Source organism: Paenibacillus sp. FSL R5-0749, from assembly GCF_038595085.1.
Taxonomy (GTDB): domain Bacteria; phylum Bacillota; class Bacilli; order Paenibacillales; family Paenibacillaceae; genus Paenibacillus.
On the sequence record NZ_CP152005.1, the window covers coordinates 1,014,517 to 1,032,862 of the forward strand.

Sequence of the window (18,346 nt, forward strand, 5' to 3'; positions counted from 1 at the left end):
TTGTCCCAAAACAATAGCAAACCGACCTGGTTCAACAAGATACATAAGAGCTTTAAGACAAAGCTGGTGGTGTCCTTTATTGCTTTCCTGGCCATTCCTTCGTTAAGTATTGGAATCTTATCGTATAACAGTGCCAAAGGTGAAGTAGAGAAGCAAATTTTACATAGTGCGATGGAAAACGTGAACCTTGCCAGTGCGACGATTGATCTCTCAATCAATGCCAAACGGAATCATATTGAATACTATGCCAAAACACTTGCAGAGCAATTAAGACAGGAAGATGCCGAGGTTCGGGTTGTGAACGAATTGAAGGGGTATGCTGCGCAGAACACAGACATCATCACCATAGGTGTGGGCACAGAGGCAGGTGTGTATCTCATGTCCTCTGATGCGGAGATGCCTGAAGATTATGATCCGCGAACCAGACCATGGTACACGGAAGCCATGGGAACTCCACAGCAGGTGATTGTTACAGATCCCTATATATCTGCTGAGACAAAAGAGATCACCATTACGATTGCAAAGGCATTGGAAGACCAATCCGGTGTGGTCCAGCTGGATCTCGATCTGTCGGACATTAGCCAATTGGTTAGCGGAATTAAAGTTGGAGAGCAAGGGCATCTGATTCTGCTGGATGCCAGTGAAAAGTATATCTATCATCCGACAATGCAACCTGGAACAGATGCAACAGAAGATTTTTGGACTCAAGTGTATACGAACGAATCCGGTAACTTTAGATATACCTTTGATCAGATGGATAAGGTCATGTATTACGCTACGAATGCATCCACGGGATGGAAGGTCGCTGGCACCATGTTCTCCTCTGAAGTAGAGGATGCTGCTGCGCCCATTTTGAATCGAACGATTATGGTAATTGTTTCTTTTCTCGTCATCGGAATTATGATCATCTGGCTGGTGATGCGATCGATTGTTAAACCGATTCGTCAGTTGAAGGTTCAGGCGATTCAGGTGAGTGAAGGAGATCTAACCCAGACGATTACAAGTACAAGTAATGATGAGATTGGTGAACTGAGTGAAGCATTTGGCAAAATGCAGAGCAACCTGCGTGTATTAATCCAAAATGTGGAGAACAGCGCCAATCAGGTCGTTATCTCATCGGATGAAATGACTCAGAGTGCGGAATCAACCAGTGCAGCCAGTGAGCAAGTAGCACGAGCTATTCAGGAAATTGCGAGTGGCGCAGAGAAACAGACCCAGGGAATTGAACATAACCATCAGGCCATGAATGAAATCACGATTGGCATTACGAGGATCGCCGAACGTTCCATACATGTTGCTGATTTGGCTAAACATACAACCGTACAAGCGGAAGAAGGCGGCAACACCGTCAAACAGACGGTGAGTCAGATGCAATCGATTCAAGAGACGGTAGAACAGACAAATCAATTGATTCAGGCGTTATATGAACGATCACACCAAATTTCAGCGATCACGGAGTTAATCGGAAACATCGCCAAACAGACAAACCTGCTCGCACTGAACGCATCCATCGAAGCTGCTCGTGCAGGTACACATGGCAATGGATTCGCCGTTGTAGCAGCAGAGGTTCGCAAGTTGGCAGAACAATCCGGGCAGTCTGTCAATGAAATTACCGTGCTGACTACGGCGGTACAGGAAGATATGGCTGCTTCCGTTCGCATGATGGAGAAGGTAACTTCAGAGGTGGGAGAGGGCATGGAGATCTCTACAGAAGCGATTCGAAAGTTTGAACGCATTCTGGATAGCATGCGTGAAACGACACCTCAGATTGAAGAGATTGCAGCTACGTCACAAGAGATTACAGCAGGTGTACAGGAAGTATCTGCTGTATCCAATGAGTTGGCTGGCATTGCGTCAGGCAACGCTGCAACTTCCGAAGAAGTGGCCGCTTCCTCAGAGGAGCAGCTGGCAGCGATGGAGCAGATTTCTGCCTCGGCTCGTGGCTTGTCTACCATGGCGGAAGAGTTACAGCACCTGATTAGACAGTTTAAGTATTAATCGGGATCGTAGATACGAATATCACACAGGGACAGCATCACATGATGTTTCATCAGAGGGAGTGGACAGCCATGCAACCAGAACTCAAAGCCTTCTTGCTGCTAACGGATGCGGTCATGATTACAGATGAGGAGGGTGTGATTCTAGATGTGAATTCCGTTTATGTAACCAAAACAGGATTCTCACGGGAAAGCACCATAGGTCAGCCTGCCCGATTGCTAATGGATACGCACTGGAGAGGAAATCAGACCTGGTCCGGCGTAGCCAAACTGATGAAGGTAGATCAGGAATTTTGGGAAGCTCAAGTTACGATTACATCGGTTTATTTGAACGATTCTCTCTTTTATATCAGTATTTTTAATGATGAATTTTCATAAAAAAAAATCGTTGTTTTGTGATAAGGGTATGTTAGCTGAAAGTGGGAATTATTTTCAAAAAAAAGGTCAATATCGTCAATTGAATAAGGGAGCCTGGCATACTATGATTTGTGTACCGGGGGACTGCGAACGTGAATCTGGCAACATTCATTGAATGCATGAAATCCTGAAGTCGTAATGTGGACGGTGACCATTTGCTACGCGATCTTGTGTTAAATTTCACGCTAATTTTGATCTTTGTTTTCCTGACTCATCACTATCTGAACCAAACCAATGCTACCCGTTCTACATCCATCACGACTCGGATCATTATTGGTATTACACTGAGCATGTTGGGTACGGCGCTCTATTATTTCTCTATTGTGCTTGAGGATGGAACATTGTTGAATTTCCGGGCCAGTGTATATCTGCTCGCCGCTTATTTTGGTGGAACTGGCTCTGCCTTTGTTACTTTTGCATTCATGTGGATTTTTCGCATTAATATGGGGCGTAATCCTTTGTTGGAGAACTGGCAGTATGCGTTGGCAGAGTTGTTATTTGTTGTAGCCGTATGCCTGATCTTTCAGTATGTTAAGGGATTTATGCAAAAGTGGTTGTCTGGAGCGTTGCTGCTGATAACTGTGTATGAGTTTTTCGTACTAAAGATATATTCTCCTTCTCTGCTAATGTTGGGACAGATTCTCCTTTTTCAAGGTATCTGCATGCTCTTCGTTATATTATTCCTGTACTATCTGAACCAAAATCATCGATACAGGAGATTGGTCATTCAAAGGGATCAGGAAATGCTGGAGATGCTTCGGATGCAGCCTGGTTTTACGTTTAAAATCCATAAACAGAATGGGAAATTTGAATATCTTCTGCTTGAAGGAGAGATGCTCTCCCGACTGGGTCTGGATATGAGTAGTCTGAAGCAATATGACAAGCTGGGTACGTTGAACATTTTACCTCAGGAAAAGATAGAATTTCTGCGAAAGCAGTTTAACCGGGCCTGGGAAGGGGAATCTTTTTTTTACGAGATTGACCATGAAGGGGTCTATTCGCTGGTGAAAGTTCGCCCTCTTCGAGAAGAGGGCGTGGTGAAGTATGTCATGGGATTTGGACTCGATATCACGGAACACAGAGCGGTTAAACGAAGGATTCAAGAAAGTGAAGAGCGATATCGAACGCTTGAGCGTGTGTCGGCAGACTGGTTCGTCGGTATGGACAGCAACAGGTGTATTGTGTCGGTTAATCAGAAATTTCTGGATGTGCTCGGTCTCAGCAGGCAGGAAGTGCTTGGTCATCAACTTGAAGAATTGTTATTCATTGAGCAGTTGGATAACTGGTTGTTCATTTTTCAAAAGGCCTTGCATCACAATATAGCCCAGGATACGGAACTGAGTTTTATTATTGGAGAAGGTCATGAGCAGCATGTCCGGGTTCACCTGTACCCTGTCAAAGGACTAAACTCAAGTGAGAAAATTAAGACAGTCATTCGTGACATTTCGGATCACTATAGACGTGTTAAGGCTGACAAAGCAAGTCAGGCGAAGAGTGAGTTTCTCGCATTCATGAGCCACGAGATTCGTACCCCACTGAGTGGCATTATCAGCTTTTCGTTGTTGCTTCAACGAACGGATCTATCTCCACAACAGAAGGATTATTTGAGTAAAATGAATGCGTCCTCCCAAACCTTGCTTGCCCTCGTAAATGATATTCTTGATTTTTCGAAAATTGAGGCAGGCAAATTGATTTTGGAGAAGGTTCCTTTTTCACCGGAGGATGTGATCAAACGTGTGGCAGATCAGATTGGTGTAGCTATCGGAAATAAAGATATCGAAGTGATCTTTTCAACCGATCCAGATCTGCCGTTAACGGTGATTGGTGATCCGTTCCGACTTGAACAGGTTTTATTGAATCTGCTGAGTAATGCGATTAAATTTACGGAGCATGGCTATGTAACACTTAAGGTAGAGGTACTCTCATTGGAGGCGGAGCGGGTACAGGTTCGTTTTGAGATAGAGGACACGGGAATTGGAATCTCATCTGAGCAACTGGAGCGGCTGTTTGTACCGTTTACTCAAGCGGAGCCTTCGACGTATCGAGCATATGGGGGTTCTGGACTCGGACTGGTTATCTGTTACCTTCTGGTGAACTCCTTGGGAGGAAGTTTGCAGGTGGATAGTGTTCTGGGAGAGTACAGTCTGTTCTCATTCGACTTGATATTTGAACTGGCAGAATCGGAAGAAGAAAGTTCCTTTCTGCAAACATACCCTCTTCTATATTACGCGGATGATGTGGTGATCGTTGAGGAAGATGAACGAATGGGTGCGAATTTGAAGCAGATCCTCCACTCATTCGGGATGAAGCCGAAGCTGTATCCTTCGTTGAACCATATGATGGAAAGTGATTGGTGTATACCAAAGGCAGAGGGGATAAGTTCAATATTATTGATGATAAATATGGATGCAGCACACGCACACCATCGTTTACCTTGGAACAACCTGATGAAGCGATTGAATCGAACCAAATTTCAGATGGTGGGTTATACCCATGCCTTTAGTGAAAATGCCCTGTGGAGTGAGGAGAGATCCTTTCGCCCGGATCTCATGATGATCAAACCGATTACACGTCTGGGATTGTTCGAAGTGTTACTTGCACTTCAGGGTGAAGGGCCATTAGAGGACAAGCGGATGAGCGAAGGCGACGAGTTCCATTCGCGTAACCTGAAAGGCCACATTCTGATAGCTGAAGATCATGAAATCAATCAATTGGCCATTCGGGCCATGCTGGAGCATATCGGATTCAAGGTGACGGTAGCAGACAGTGGCACAGAGGTTTTGGAGAAATTGCACGAACAAACATGGGAACTGATTCTGATGGATCTCTTAATGCCAGATATGAATGGTATTGATGCAGCAAGGCACATTCGCAAGATGAGGAAATATGACCGTACACCCATTATCGCGCTTACAGCGAATGCTTTAAAAAGGGACGATGAGCTATATCTTGAAGCGGGCATGAATGCAATCCTGACTAAGCCCATACAGGAACAACAGATCGCAGATATGTTGGACATATGGATTGATCTAAAAGGCATAAGAGATATCAATGGAATCGATTCAGATAAGGCCATTAGACAGATGGACGGCAAGCCGCATATTCTGCAATATGCGCTTACGAAATTCAGGACGGAGTATGGTTCGTTTCAGCAAAAGCTGGCGGCACAGCTTCAGCAACAGCAGATTACTGAAGTAATCCGTAATGTTCATTCTCTTCGAGGCGTAGCTGCGAATCTGCATGCAGTGGACCTGATGTGTGCGGTTCTCCAGCTGGAGCTGCTCTTATCCGATCCGTTACTCGAAGAAAAGGCACTGAACTCGGTATTAGAGAAGGTGCAACAGGAAATTGATAAAATTACCGGGTCTCTGCCATGGTGACCTGAATAAAGTTATATTATTTTAAGGAGTAAACTTATATCCGACCCCCCAGATGGTTTGAATGTATTGGGGGTTTTTCGGATTGTTCTCGATTTTTTTGCGAAGCTTGGTAATGTGCACATCGATGGTGCGATCATTAATGCCGGCATCAATACCACGAATGGCTTCAATCAGGGCATACCGGCTGTAGACCTTGCCAGGATTGAGGATAAACAGCTTCATGATCTCAAATTCGGAAAATGTCATCTCCACTCGCTGGTTATTTAACAGAACGGTTCTTCGCGCCAGATCGAGAGATATTCCAGTTTCCTGTTCAGTGACAATAGAGCTGTTCAATATGGCGTAACGACGCAATACAGCCTCAATACGTGCTTTCAGTTCCTGCATGCTGAAAGGTTTACATACATAGTCATCAGCCCCATCTGTTAATGATCGAATACGTTCGGATACTTCGGTTAACGAAGAGATGACAATGATGGGGATTGCCGTATGTTGGCGCATGAGAGAACAAGGATTCTTATTACCCGAATCAGGGAGCAGCAAGTCAAGAAGCAGGATATCAGGCCGCGCTTGAAGCTGTAGAAGACCATCTCTTGCGTTATCGACACGGGTAACATCATACCCTTCACCTTGTAAATACAAGGATAATGTATCGCCTAACATGTTGTCGTCCTCTATGATAAGCACTTTCGTCATGATATTCCTTTCTGAACCCCCTTCTTGTAGAAGGATTAAGATCCATGGATTAACTTAATATACCTGATATTTAAAACAGGCTGCATGAGGATGTCAAGACTCTAACATGACTCCAAGAAGGTGAGAGAATCTGGTTTATTGCTCGCCCAAATGTGGATGAGCTTCACGCTCGATCAGGCGCATCAGTTTGCGCTCGGTGGCTGTCTCTGGTGCAGGGGTGTAGACACTGCAACGCAGATCGGAACTACCCTGAACCTGCAACGAAGTCAGATCAAACAACATTTTGCCTGCTTTGGAGTGCCTGAATTCGATTAATACGTCCGGGGCGCTGCTGACGCTGCTTTGTTTCCAAAGGGTGTGAAAATCGTGATGTCTGTTCATCATGTCGTCCAAAAATAAATTATACCATTCATCATCAACATACTGACCATAATAAGCACGAAATATCGCCAGAAATCCGCTAACAAAATCCTCCCAGTTCACCGCGAGCCTGCGAAACTCCTTTCGATCAAATAACAGACTGATCATATTCCGCTGTTCGGGGGCAATCTGTTCAAAATCCATAAAAACATGCCGGGCTGCATCATTCCAGCCAACAATGTAACAACGCCGATCCGAGATCACGGTAGGGCAGTGATGAAGCTCTTGCAAAATTTTCTGCAAGGAAGGGTGAAGTTGAACAGGTTCTTCTTCCAGTGTCGGCAGTTCGGAGTGATGTTCCATGGCAAGTGAAAACAGATATTTTCGCTCATCCGCAGTAAGTCTTAGTGCTGAAGCGATGTTGTCCAAAACCGAATGGGATACCTGAATATCCCGACCTTGTTCAAGCCAGGTATACCATGTTGTACTTACACCTGCCAGTTGGGAAACCTCTTCTCTCCTCAAACCAGGCGTTCTGCGCCGGCTTCCAGTGGGTAAACCGACAGATTCGGGAGAAATTTTGGAACGCTGTGTTTTTAGAAAAGTAGACAATGCCTGTAACCTGACATCGTAGTTCAATCCATCACCTTCCGTCCTCGTTATCATGGTAGTCATTATACTATTATAATTGACAACTTGTAATAGGATATTCAAAAGTGCACTATTAGTGGCATAGCGTAAGAATGAAGGAAGATAACAGCGCTGAAGGAGGATGGATATGGAACGAGTCGTCATTACAGGTATGGGAGTCATCTCTCCTTTGGGAAATGATGTACATACATTCTGGAATGGATTAATTGAGGGTAGATCAGGAATATCAACAATAGAACATTTTGATACAGCTTCCTATAAAACCAGAATCGCTGGTGTGGTCCGTGATTTTGATGGTGAAGAGCAATTTGGACGCAAGGAAGCAAGGCGTATGGACCGCTTCGTTCAATTCGCTGTTGCTGCTGCGGACCAGGCAGTATCCCAATCGGGTCTTGTGATGGACGAACTGGATCGCGAACGGGTAGGTGTATATATTGGTTCAGGAATAGGCGGAATTCAGACATTGATGGAACAAGGCAAGGTCCTGTCTGATCGGGGACCTGCGAGAGTCAGTCCAACACTCGTACCTATGATGATATCCAATATGGCTGCAGCTATGGTTAGTATGAGGTTTGGTTGCTGGGGGCCGACATTGTCGCCAGTAACCGCTTGTTCCATTGGCAATACAGCCATTGGAGAGGCTTTCCGTCTTATTCGTCATGGTGGAGCCGATGTCATTATTGCTGGCGGGACAGAAGCCGCTGTAACTGAAGTGTCACTGGCAAGCTTCGGTAATGCGACAGCGTTGTCAACAAGAAATGAAGCGTTCCATGCAGCAAGCCGTCCATTTGATGCGGGGAGAGACGGTTTTGTCATGGCGGAGGGCGCTGGGATTCTGGTTGTTGAGTCACTATCTCATGCACTGGAACGAGGGGCAAATATTCTTGCCGAAGTAATTGGATATGGTGCCAGTTCAGATGCATATCATATGGTAGCAACCCACCCGGAAGGACGGGGGGCATATCTGGCAATGAAAGCAGCGCTTAAAGAAGCTCAGATTGAACCTGAAGACATCGATGTAATTAATGCTCATGCCACCAGTACGGAGGCGGGCGATCTCTCTGAGACGAGAGCGATTAAGCAACTTTTCGGGGAAGCTGCCTATGATGTTCCGGTCACAGCGAATAAGTCCATGACAGGACATATGCTTGGTGCAGCTGGTGGTGCGGAGGCGATCTCACTTATTCAAAGCCTGCGTCATGGCATCATTCCTCCAACCATCAATCAGGAGCAGAGTGACCCTGAATGTGATCTGGACTATGTACCCAATGAGGCAAGAAGAGCAGATTTGCGGATTGGAATGTCCAATTCCTTTGGTTTTGGCGGTCATAATGCGGTGATTGTTCTTCAAAAATATTCTTCTTAAGCTTAAAAGAACAGCTGAAATAACCAAAGGAACAGCGCAGCCTGGTGAGGCCACGCTGTTCCTTTGGTTATACGCGAATCATTCGTATCACGGAACCCTATTAACAGGCAAGTGTTTGCATGCCTTACGAAGAGAGAGGCGTTGATTCCGCTAAGCCTTTGCTGCCCCGACTCAACCAGCTTACACGCCAGCGGGATTGCATGAAGAGAACAAGGAACAGGGAAGCTGCAGCAATCAGGCTAAGAATGACGAAGCCTGGAGTGTAGGATTGGTAGCTGCTATACAGTTGACCGAGAATCAGCGGCAGTGCGTATCCGCCCAACCCGCCAGCCGCGCCTACAATGCCTGTCATCAGGCCAATCTCGTTACCGAAGCGTTGCGGAACCAGTTGGAACACGGATCCATTTCCAGCTCCCAAACACATCATACCGAGGAACAGCATGACCACTACAACAGGAAGTGGTGGCATGAAGGATACTCCAATCAACATGACGCAGGCTCCTGTATAAAGGAAAGTCAGCATGCGGGTTCCACCAATTTTGTCTGCCAGATAACCCCCTACAGGCCGGAAGAAGCTGCCTGCAATGACACAGAAGGTGGTAATATCTGCGGCTCGAACAGGTGAAAGTCCATACTGGGTGTTGAAGAAGATGGTTAGATAGTTACATAATCCAACGAAGCCGCCAAAGGTTACACAATAGAAGGCACAGAACACCCAAGCATCTTTTTGTTTAAGCAGACTTCCATATTGGGACAATTTTTTGGGCTCAGGCCGGTTAGGACTATTCTTGGCAAAGAGAGAAAAGAGAATAAATACGAGAGCAATCGGGATAATAGCAAGTCCGAACACAACTTCCCAGCTGCCAAAATGCGTAGCCAAGCGATTGGCAAACAACGTCGCGAGTACGGTTCCGCTGTTACCCGCCCCGGCGATACCCATGGCAAGACCCTGGTGCTCTTTGCCATACCATTGGCCCGCCAGCGGCAACGCAGCAGCAAAGGAGGCACCAGCCACACCCAGCAAGAGTGCCACCACGTAAAGCTGGCTTAAGGAGTCAACCCATAACCAGCCGAGTAATAAGGGAACCAGAGTGACGAGCATCCCGATCTGTGCGGTTAGTTTCGGACCGATATAATCAGACATGAAGCCGAGTACAAGTCGCAGGATGGAGCCGCCAAGAATAGGCAATGCGACCAGATTGGCCTTTTCCAATGGAGTCATCGGATAGTCCAATGCGATGACAACTGCGAGTGGACCCAGCATCCCCCATATCATAAAACTGATGTCAAAGTACATAAATGCCCCGAACAGGGTGGGCTTATGCCCGCTTTTCCAAAAACTTTTGCTCTCCATCATCCATCATCGCTCCTCATCCAATTAAGATCTTCGTAATTTGTCTATGTGCTTGTTGAGGCAGAAAAAGGCCGCAATTCGTCCAGATCAGAACGATTTGCGGCCCCGTTGCCGACAGGCGGTACACGTCATTGTGTTCCCGCATCTGAGTTGATCACAGCACTGTGATTTTGATTCAAATTATAAGCAAGAGAAAATGGTCATGTCAACAAAAATTACACGTAATTTTAATTAATTCTTTTTTTGATCGTGTTTCGTGGTTTTGATGTTAATTATATTGACATTGTATTTGGATTCCCTTAATCTGAATCTAATATGAATCCACACAATGGCGTGTGGATTCCGGAGGCAACGGTGCCCTTTTCCGAATGATGGAGAAGGGATTTTTCTGTTTATTTTCAGGTGAGAGAGATAGGGGGCAGCCCATGAGCAGAAGCAAACTGGTGATTATCGGGAATGGCATGGCAGGAATGAAGTGTGTTGAAGAGATCATCGCACTGGAGCCTGATACGTATGAGATTGTAATCTACGGCAATGAACCCCGTCCCAATTACAATCGGATCATGTTATCAAAAGTATTGCAGGGGGAGCATTCGCTACAGGATATCATAATCAATGACTGGGGCTGGTATGCCGAGCATCAAATCCGGCTATGCACAGGTGAGACGGTACACCGAATTGATACCCGAGGGAAATATATAGAGACTGAATCCGGCCTAAGAGAAACATATGATGTCTTGATTCTGGCGACAGGGTCTTCACCGTTTATTCCACCGATTCCAGGAGTGGATAAAGAGCGGGTCATGTCCTTCCGAACCATTGATGATTGTATGCGTATGTCCGACTATTCCAGAGAATTTCGCAAGGCCGCCGTTATTGGGGGTGGATTACTTGGACTGGAGGCTGCACGTGGGTTGCTGCATCTGGGGATGGAAGCTGTGGTGATTCATAATGCACCTTACATTATGAACCGACAGTTGGATCAAAAAGCAGCTGCGATGCTTCAGAAGCAACTTGAAGACCAGGGTATGTCCTTTCTTTTGTCCAAAAACACGCAGAAAATTACCGGACGATCACAGGCGCAGGGGTTGCTGTTCACAGATGGTTCCAAGCTTGAAGCTCAGGTTATCATTGTCGCTGTAGGCATTCGGCCAAATGTGGATCTCGCCAGACGAAGTGGAATTGCCACAAATCGGGCAATTGTGGTAGATGACTATATGCGCACCAATGTACCGGATATATACGCAGTTGGGGAATGTGCCGAACATCGGGGAATCAGTTATGGTCTGGTGGCCCCCTTATACGAACAGGGGAAGGTGCTCGCACGTACGCTCTGTGGACAGGAAACGCATGAATACAAAGGATCGATTCCCTACTCACAGTTGAAGGTATCGGGAGTTGATGTTTTCTCAGCCGGCGAGATTAGTGGTGAAGGTGTACAGACTGCAATTCAACATCTGGATGGCATTCAAGGCACATACAAAAAGGTACTGATGCAGGCTGGCAAAGTGCGTGGCGCCATTTTATTTGGAGATACAGCGGAAGGAACGGCTTTGCTTGGACTGGTGCAACGAGGTGCGGATGTAGCGGAATTGGCTCCGCGTGAAGGGGCCCCAGACCCGGCTGAGATGGCTGCTGCGGCATTACCAGTTCAGGAGACCGTATGTGCCTGTAACAATGTGACCAAGGCTGCCATTATGAAGGCGATTCAGGAACAGGGCCTCGAGACGGCAGATCAGGTGAAGGAACAGACGAAGGCTTCTGGTTCATGTGGTGGCTGTCGCCCGATGGTGGCTGCACTGTTGAAACATACGCATAACCTGAAAAATAACGGGGGTACTGGAGTGGAAGCCACACCAGATAAACCTGCTCCAATGTCTGTATGCAGTTGTACGGCGCTTGGGCATGCAGAACTGAAGGAAATGCTGGCTGACATCGTTGTTCCGAATACAGATCTACCTTTGATCTTGCAGAAGTTGGGTTGGGGTTCGAAGCTTGGCTGTGCTGTATGTCGTCCAGTGATCCACTATTACTTGCAAGTATCCATTGAAACGAAAGTTGCTCCAGAGTTCGAAGGTCACTCCGAGGTTCAGGTGCGCTGGGATAATCATATCCCGTCGTCATCCTATGCCAGAGATGTCAGTAGGTTGGCTGCCCAGCTTCGTGCCAGTTGGATCGGTGCAGTGATGCCGTCATCCGTGAATATAGGGGTTGCACCAGGGCCGGGGTCATTAGTGAGCGCACTGGTTCAGGATATTGGTTTGCTGGCTTCACCAGCTGGATGGGAGATCTATGCAGGTGGTCATGCAGAGCATCCGGTGAAGGAAGGTGAGTTGCTTGGGGTGGCTGAGACAGAGATGCAAGCGGCTATGCTTGCATCAGCCTGCCTTCAATGGTATCGCCAAACCGCTTGGTATGATGAGCCGTTATGGGCATGGACGGAACGATTGGGATTCATGTCGATTCGGGAAACGCTGCTGGATGACCAACTACAGAAGGAACTTGTTGCGATTCATCATTATGAGCGGGATGTGGCTTCAGCATCCCCGATGAAGCAATTTCTTGAATCTCCCGCGGTGCAGGGCACCGTCTGAAACGGATCAGTATTACAGCTGAAAGGCAGGGATGGGAAAATGGAATTATCGATAACTTCGGAAATGGCGGTATCCAAGCTGTATGTAAAAGAAACACAGTGTCCATATTGCAGTGTGCAATGCAAGATGACAGTTGAAGAACTGGCCGCACCTGTTGCAGGTCAGAGCCGAGCGGAATATACGGTCCAAGGCGTTCCGAATGAAGCTTCTCAGGGCAGGCTGTGTGTGAAGGGTATGAATGCTCATCAGCATGCGCTCAGTGGTCAACGATTAATGCATCCGCTGATTCGTCGCAATGGTGAGCTTGAACCCTGTTCCTGGGAGGAGGCTGTTCAGACTATCGCACAGCGGTTTCAGAACTTGAAAGATTCATACGGAGCAGATACGGTTGGAGTATACGGAGGCGGATCTTTAACAAATGAGACAGCCTATCTGCTCGGCAAGTTCGCCAGGGTAGTTTTGGGGACGAAATATATCGACTATAATGGACGATTCTGTATGTCAGCTGCCGCCTCGGCCGGAAGTAAAGTATTTGGAATGGACCGAGGACTAACGTTCCGCCTGTCCGATATACCGAAAGCGGGCTGTATTATACTTGCCGGAACCAATATCGCAGAATGCCAACCTACACTCTTGCCGTACTTTAATCAGGCGAAGGAGAATGGGGCCTTTCTCATCGTTATCGATCCCCGTAAGACGGCAACCGCTGCGATTGCCGATCTTCACTTGCAGGTAAAGCCCGGAACGGATGCCTTGTTGGCGGATACCATGTTAAAAATATTGATCGATGCCGGATTGGTGGATCCTCATTTTATAGGAGAACGAACGCATGGATACGAGCAATTGATACAAGGGTTGGCTGATCTCCAACTCGAACAGTCGGCACTAGCATGTGGAGTCGATCTGGCCCTGATTCGTCAGGCTGCACTGGCCTATGGTGAGGCAGAGACAGGCATGATCATGACAGCACGTGGCGTTGAGCAACAGACGGATGGACATATGGCTGTCAGACACTTTCTCAACCTGGTGTTAGCGACTGGCAAAATTGGCCGAGAAGGCTGTGGATATGGTGCGATCACAGGTCAGGGAAACGGGCAGGGTGGACGGGAGCATGGGCAGAAGGCTGACCAGCTGCCGGGCTATCGATCGATTGAAAATGAAGCTGATCGTGCCTATGTGGCATCGATCTGGGGCGTGGACCCTGCAAGTTTACCGGGTAAAGGAGTCTCGGCCTACGAGATGATGGAGAAAGTTCATGACCAGGAGATTCGGGCTTTGCTTGTGATGGGCTCCAATCCGGTTGTATCCAATCCTAATGTGCGTTTGGTGGAAGAAGGTTTGCGTAAGCTGGATTTTCTAATCGTGGCAGATATGTTTCTGTCCGAGACTGCACGAATGGCGGATCTGGTTCTTCCGGTTACCTCTTATATGGAGAATGAAGGTACACTGACCAATCTGGAGGGGCGTGTTCTGCTCCGTGAACAGGGGCGGCCTGCGCCGGGCGAAACGCTCAATGATTGGGAGATATTATGCCGGATTGCCGCGCAATTGGGTAAAGTTTCTTACTTTGAATATGAAACTGCTGAGGATATCTTTAATGAGCTTCGGTTGGCGAGCCGTGGTGGAGTGGCTGATTACTATGGCATTACCTATGAGCGTTTGCGTAACGAGAAAGGGGTATACTGGCCGTGTTCTTCCCTTGAAGAGCAAGGAGAAGGCCTGTTATTCGGTGATCGATTCGCACATCCCGATGGCAAAGCGGCATTCACATGTGAGTCAAGCCTGGGATGGAATGATATATCACCGGAATTCCCCTTAATTCTTACCAACGGACGTGTGCTCCCTCATTATCTTACAGGGGTGCAGACGCATCGCAGTCCGGCACTTGCAGCTCGTGAATTGGAGAACTTCGTTGAGCTTCATCCGGTTACCGCTGCCCGTCATCGTATTCACGATGGAGAGTGGGTAGAGATACAATCGGAGTACGGAAGTTTCACGGTTCGTTCGCGCATCAAGGATTCCATTCGGGAGGATACCTTGTTTGTGCCGATGCATTGGGGTGGTGTTCAAAATGTGAATCGGGCAACCCGACCGGAACTGGACCCGTTCTGCCGTATGCCCGGATTCAAGACGGCGGCAGTAACCATTCGACCATTGCGATTAGCCAAATAATCCATACAGGTTTCAGCATACAGGTTTCCAGGCATCATAAGCTGCTCTAATGCTAACTTCGAGAACGGATATGTAAATGACTGGAACTTAAAAGCAGAATAAAGCGTTAAGAATATATACTGACTAAATAAGAGGTGGTCAAACCTTTGAAAAAGAAAACATTGGTTTCACTACTCACCCTACCACTGGTAGCTGCATCTGTATGTGGCTACATGTACTTGAACAAGCCGTCTATAGTTAGTGCTCAAAGCGATGTTGAAGCAGCAGCACTTAAGGCGACCCAGGGTAAGGTGGATTATATTAAGGAATCGTTTGAAGACGGATCATATATCGTTCGCTATCGGGACCGTGTGAATTTGACAGAAGTCACTGAGGAATACCGTGATAACCAGCTTCATTACAAAATGATTATTGAAGATGGTGGTAAGAAAATCACTTCGTATGGTCGAGATTTTGAGACGGGAAAATTGGTTGGGAACACTTGGACCATGCCGGACAACATAGCTGCTGAAAATGAGAAGTTGCTACAGAACTCGCTGTTGGAAAATGCTAAAGAAGAATTACAAGGTCAGGATTGGACCGTACTGGAAACTGCGGGAACACACTCCCGTTCTGCTACAGAGCGTAACGAGCAAAAGGCTGTTTCTGAAGACGCACTCCACAAGGAAGTGGTGACCATTGATGTAAATACGGGTTTACCGACGCAACGTGTGATTTATCAGAAAGACAAAAACGGTGAAATTGTAACCAGACCAACCAAGACCGAAGAGTACAAGCATTTGGATTCTATCCCGATGAAGATCCAGAGCTTTGCTCCGGAAGAATCGATTGAGATTAGAGAAATACCGGCGCCGGTCATTGAAGATAAGGTGCTTGGAGGGTCCTAAGATTTTCTATTTCATCAGCAATTACAATTACAAGAAAGCCAGCCCTCATATTTGTTGAGAGCTGGCTTTTTCCTTGAATTTAGCCCTCGATCTGGAGTGTATGGCGAAGGCGCTTGATATCACTTTTAGGAGGAAGGCCATACATGCGGGCGTACTCCCGACTGAACTGGGAAGGACTCTCGTACCCAACCTGGAATGCCGCATCGGCCGCATCGGTTGAACCTGCAAGTAACATTCGCCGGGCCTCCTGCAATCGAATCTGTTTTTGATATTGCAGTGGGCTCATGGCGGTAACGGCTTTGAAATGATAATGCAATGAGGACGTACTCATGTTAATCATGGAAGCCAATTGCTCGATTCGCAGTGGATGGGCGTATTCGGAGTGAATGACTTCAATGACTTGGGCGATATGCTGTGCATGACTGTTTTGGACTGCAAACTGCCTGATGGAATGTCCGTGTTCATCCTGAATCAGGCGATATAGAATCTCACGAGTCATAAGAGGTGCAAGTGCAGGTATATCTTCAGGTGTATCCAGCAATCTGACCAATCGGATTACGGCTTCCAGAAGCGGAGGTTTGTTTGAGCTTACAAACAACCCACGACGTGTTGAGTTGTTGGATTTGGTGTGTGCGGAAGGAGAATCTTGAACAAGATCAAAAACCTGCCCCGAATCAAAATCAAGTCGTAAGCAGAGATAAGGGTGTTCTGTCGTTGCCTGTACCACTTGTCCTGAAATAGGCAAGTTTATGGAAGCGACCAGATACTGTGAAGAGTCATAGGTATAGCTCTCTTGTCCGAGAATAACCAGTTTGGAACCTTGGGCCACAATGCACAAGGCGGGTTCGTGCACGGTATGAATGGGCTCTGAAACCTGGGAAGCACGGATCAAAGCAAGCGAAGGAATTGCTGTTAGATGAATCCCGTCATCGTGGGCGAAACGACCGATTAAGCGGGCCAATTCCTGTTGCTGCTCAATAATAGCTGTACCCTGTTCCGTTTTGGATAGCATGGATTGCAGGCCCCCTTTCCTGATACTCATAACCATTTTAAAATGCGTTGGACGAATAGGCAAGAATACTGTGGGATTCTTCTATCGTACAGAGACTGATCGACTACATAATGAAATTAAGCAATTGAATCTGTTGGCAACAGAAAGGAGTGACGTGGAAATATGGCAGGTAATAGATCAGAAGACAGACCAGAATTGGAGCACCCGTATGTAGGAATGTGGGTGACGAAGGACGGGTACATCCGACATGAACTGCTTCCTTCCGGTCGTTATGACGAATCACGGGGAGATAGGCAAAGTGCGTACCAAGGTCGATATGTAGTCGAAGGAGATCATATTGAATATGTGGATGATACTGGCTTTACTGCGGATGGAGACTTTAAGGAAGGCGTGCTTTATCATGCAGGCATGGTTCTGTACAGAGAAGATGCACAATCAAATACCTAATAGGGAGAGAAGTCGATATGTTTAATGTAAAAGGGAAAGTCGTTGTAATCACGGGTGCAAGCAGCGGAATTGGGGAGGCAACAGCGCGTCTGTTAGCAGAGCAGGGAGCACATGTTGTTATTGGTGCAAGACGAGTGGATCGCCTAGAGGTGCTGGCTTCCGCCATTCGCTCGGAAGGTGGTTCAGTAGAATATCATGCCCTTGATGTTACACAGCTGGAAGACATGCAAACGATCGTAGAGCTTGCGCTCAGTCGTTATGGACGTTTGGATGTGATAGTTAATAATGCCGGGGTCATGCCACTATCAACCCTTGAAGCACTAAAAGTGGACGAGTGGAATCGTATGATTGATGTTAATATTCGGGGTGTTCTACACGGTATTGCAGCTGGGCTGCCCGTTATGAAAGAACAGGGTTTCGGGCAGTTTGTTAATATCGCTTCCATTGGAGCTTATGCCGTGACACCAACAGCCGCAGTATATTGTGCAACCAAGTACGCTGTCCGGGCGATCTCGGAGGGTCTGCGACAGGAGGTAGGCTCAGATATCCGCGTGACCCTTGTATCGCCAGGTGTGACTGAATCCGAACTTGCCGAATCCATCTCTGATCATGGAGCACGGGAGTTTATGAAAGATTATCGGAGCATATCCATTCCAGCTACGGCTATCGCTCAAAGCATACTATATGCGATCAACCAGCCGGCTGAGGTGGATGTGAATGAAATTGTGGTAAGACCCACTGCAAGCTTAGTTTAAACCTCGCTGTAAGATTCCGAAGACGCCCCTACCATATATACGGTTGGGGCGTCTTTTTGTACCTTATAAACAACTTGGTTCATATCTCAGGGTGACCAACCACTAATGCTATCAACAGTAAGATAGAAGAATTTAACATGGGGGCAATCCAGAAAGAGTGTATTAGCTGATTTTGCGTATATCTACGCAAGTAGTTCATAGTTCCGTGGTTCCACGTAAACATGAGGATTGGCTCATGAATATGGATTGAATTTTAGT

General features: G+C 47.0%; 13 protein-coding genes. 9 read left to right on the forward strand and 4 right to left on the reverse strand.

Annotated features, from left to right (window positions below):
- The 3 genes from MKY85_RS04550 (at position 1) to MKY85_RS04560 (ending at position 5,794) form a co-directional block, all read left to right on the forward strand.
- A complete protein-coding gene (locus MKY85_RS04550) occupies positions 1-1,998 on the forward strand; it encodes a methyl-accepting chemotaxis protein (RefSeq protein ID WP_342571913.1) in 1,998 nt (665 codons plus the stop codon).
- Positions 1,999-2,069: 71 nt separating this feature from the next.
- Entirely contained in the window at positions 2,070-2,375 is a 306-nt protein-coding gene (locus tag MKY85_RS04555) for a PAS domain-containing protein (RefSeq protein WP_339239734.1), read from the forward strand.
- A 194-nt stretch (positions 2,376-2,569) separates the two neighbouring features.
- Positions 2,570-5,794: a response regulator gene (locus MKY85_RS04560; RefSeq protein ID WP_342571914.1), complete on the forward strand. Its 3,225-nt coding sequence runs from the start codon at positions 2,570-2,572 to the stop codon at positions 5,792-5,794.
- Between the two features lie 21 nt (positions 5,795-5,815).
- Here the strand turns inward: MKY85_RS04560 and MKY85_RS04565 are convergent, their stop codons facing one another.
- Entirely contained in the window at positions 5,816-6,490 is a 675-nt protein-coding gene (locus MKY85_RS04565) for a response regulator transcription factor (RefSeq protein WP_339239740.1), read from the reverse strand.
- A 135-nt stretch (positions 6,491-6,625) separates the two neighbouring features.
- Positions 6,626-7,489, reverse strand: coding sequence for a helix-turn-helix transcriptional regulator (locus MKY85_RS04570; RefSeq protein WP_339239744.1), 864 nt, complete (start codon positions 7,487-7,489; stop codon positions 6,626-6,628).
- Positions 7,490-7,628: 139 nt separating this feature from the next.
- On the opposite strand from MKY85_RS04570, the gene fabF reads away from it, so the two are divergent.
- Complete coding sequence (fabF, locus tag MKY85_RS04575) at positions 7,629-8,867, forward strand: beta-ketoacyl-ACP synthase II (protein ID WP_339239747.1); 1,239 nt, start codon at positions 7,629-7,631, stop codon at positions 8,865-8,867.
- Positions 8,868-8,991: 124 nt separating this feature from the next.
- Here fabF and MKY85_RS04580 read toward each other — a convergent pair whose 3' ends face one another.
- Positions 8,992-10,221: a nitrate/nitrite transporter gene (locus tag MKY85_RS04580; protein ID WP_339261308.1), complete on the reverse strand. Its 1,230-nt coding sequence runs from the start codon at positions 10,219-10,221 to the stop codon at positions 8,992-8,994.
- Positions 10,222-10,646: 425 nt separating this feature from the next.
- Here MKY85_RS04580 and nirB point away from each other — a divergent pair, with 425 nt between their 5' ends.
- The 3 genes from nirB (at position 10,647) to MKY85_RS04595 (ending at position 15,874) form a co-directional block, all read left to right on the forward strand.
- Positions 10,647-12,815, forward strand: a complete 2,169-nt coding sequence (gene nirB, locus MKY85_RS04585; RefSeq protein WP_342571915.1) for a nitrite reductase large subunit NirB — start codon at positions 10,647-10,649, stop codon at positions 12,813-12,815.
- A gap of 39 nt (positions 12,816-12,854) precedes the next feature.
- Positions 12,855-14,987, forward strand: a complete 2,133-nt coding sequence (locus MKY85_RS04590) for a molybdopterin oxidoreductase family protein (protein WP_339258968.1) — start codon at positions 12,855-12,857, stop codon at positions 14,985-14,987.
- Between the two features lie 146 nt (positions 14,988-15,133).
- Positions 15,134-15,874 (forward strand): hypothetical protein, encoded by a 741-nt coding sequence (locus MKY85_RS04595; RefSeq protein ID WP_339239756.1) that lies wholly within the window; start codon positions 15,134-15,136, stop codon positions 15,872-15,874.
- A 79-nt stretch (positions 15,875-15,953) separates the two neighbouring features.
- Here MKY85_RS04595 and MKY85_RS04600 read toward each other — a convergent pair whose 3' ends face one another.
- Positions 15,954-16,886, reverse strand: coding sequence for an AraC family transcriptional regulator (locus MKY85_RS04600; protein ID WP_339258970.1), 933 nt, complete (start codon positions 16,884-16,886; stop codon positions 15,954-15,956).
- Between the two features lie 162 nt (positions 16,887-17,048).
- Here MKY85_RS04600 and MKY85_RS04605 point away from each other — a divergent pair, with 162 nt between their 5' ends.
- Together MKY85_RS04605 and MKY85_RS04610 are read left to right on the forward strand one after the other, a co-directional pair.
- On the forward strand, positions 17,049-17,333 hold the full coding sequence (locus tag MKY85_RS04605; RefSeq protein ID WP_339239761.1) for an Atu4866 domain-containing protein: 285 nt from the start codon (positions 17,049-17,051) through the stop codon (positions 17,331-17,333).
- A 17-nt stretch (positions 17,334-17,350) separates the two neighbouring features.
- Complete coding sequence (locus tag MKY85_RS04610) at positions 17,351-18,088, forward strand: SDR family oxidoreductase (protein WP_339239763.1); 738 nt, start codon at positions 17,351-17,353, stop codon at positions 18,086-18,088.
- Positions 18,089-18,346: the final 258 nt, after the last annotated feature.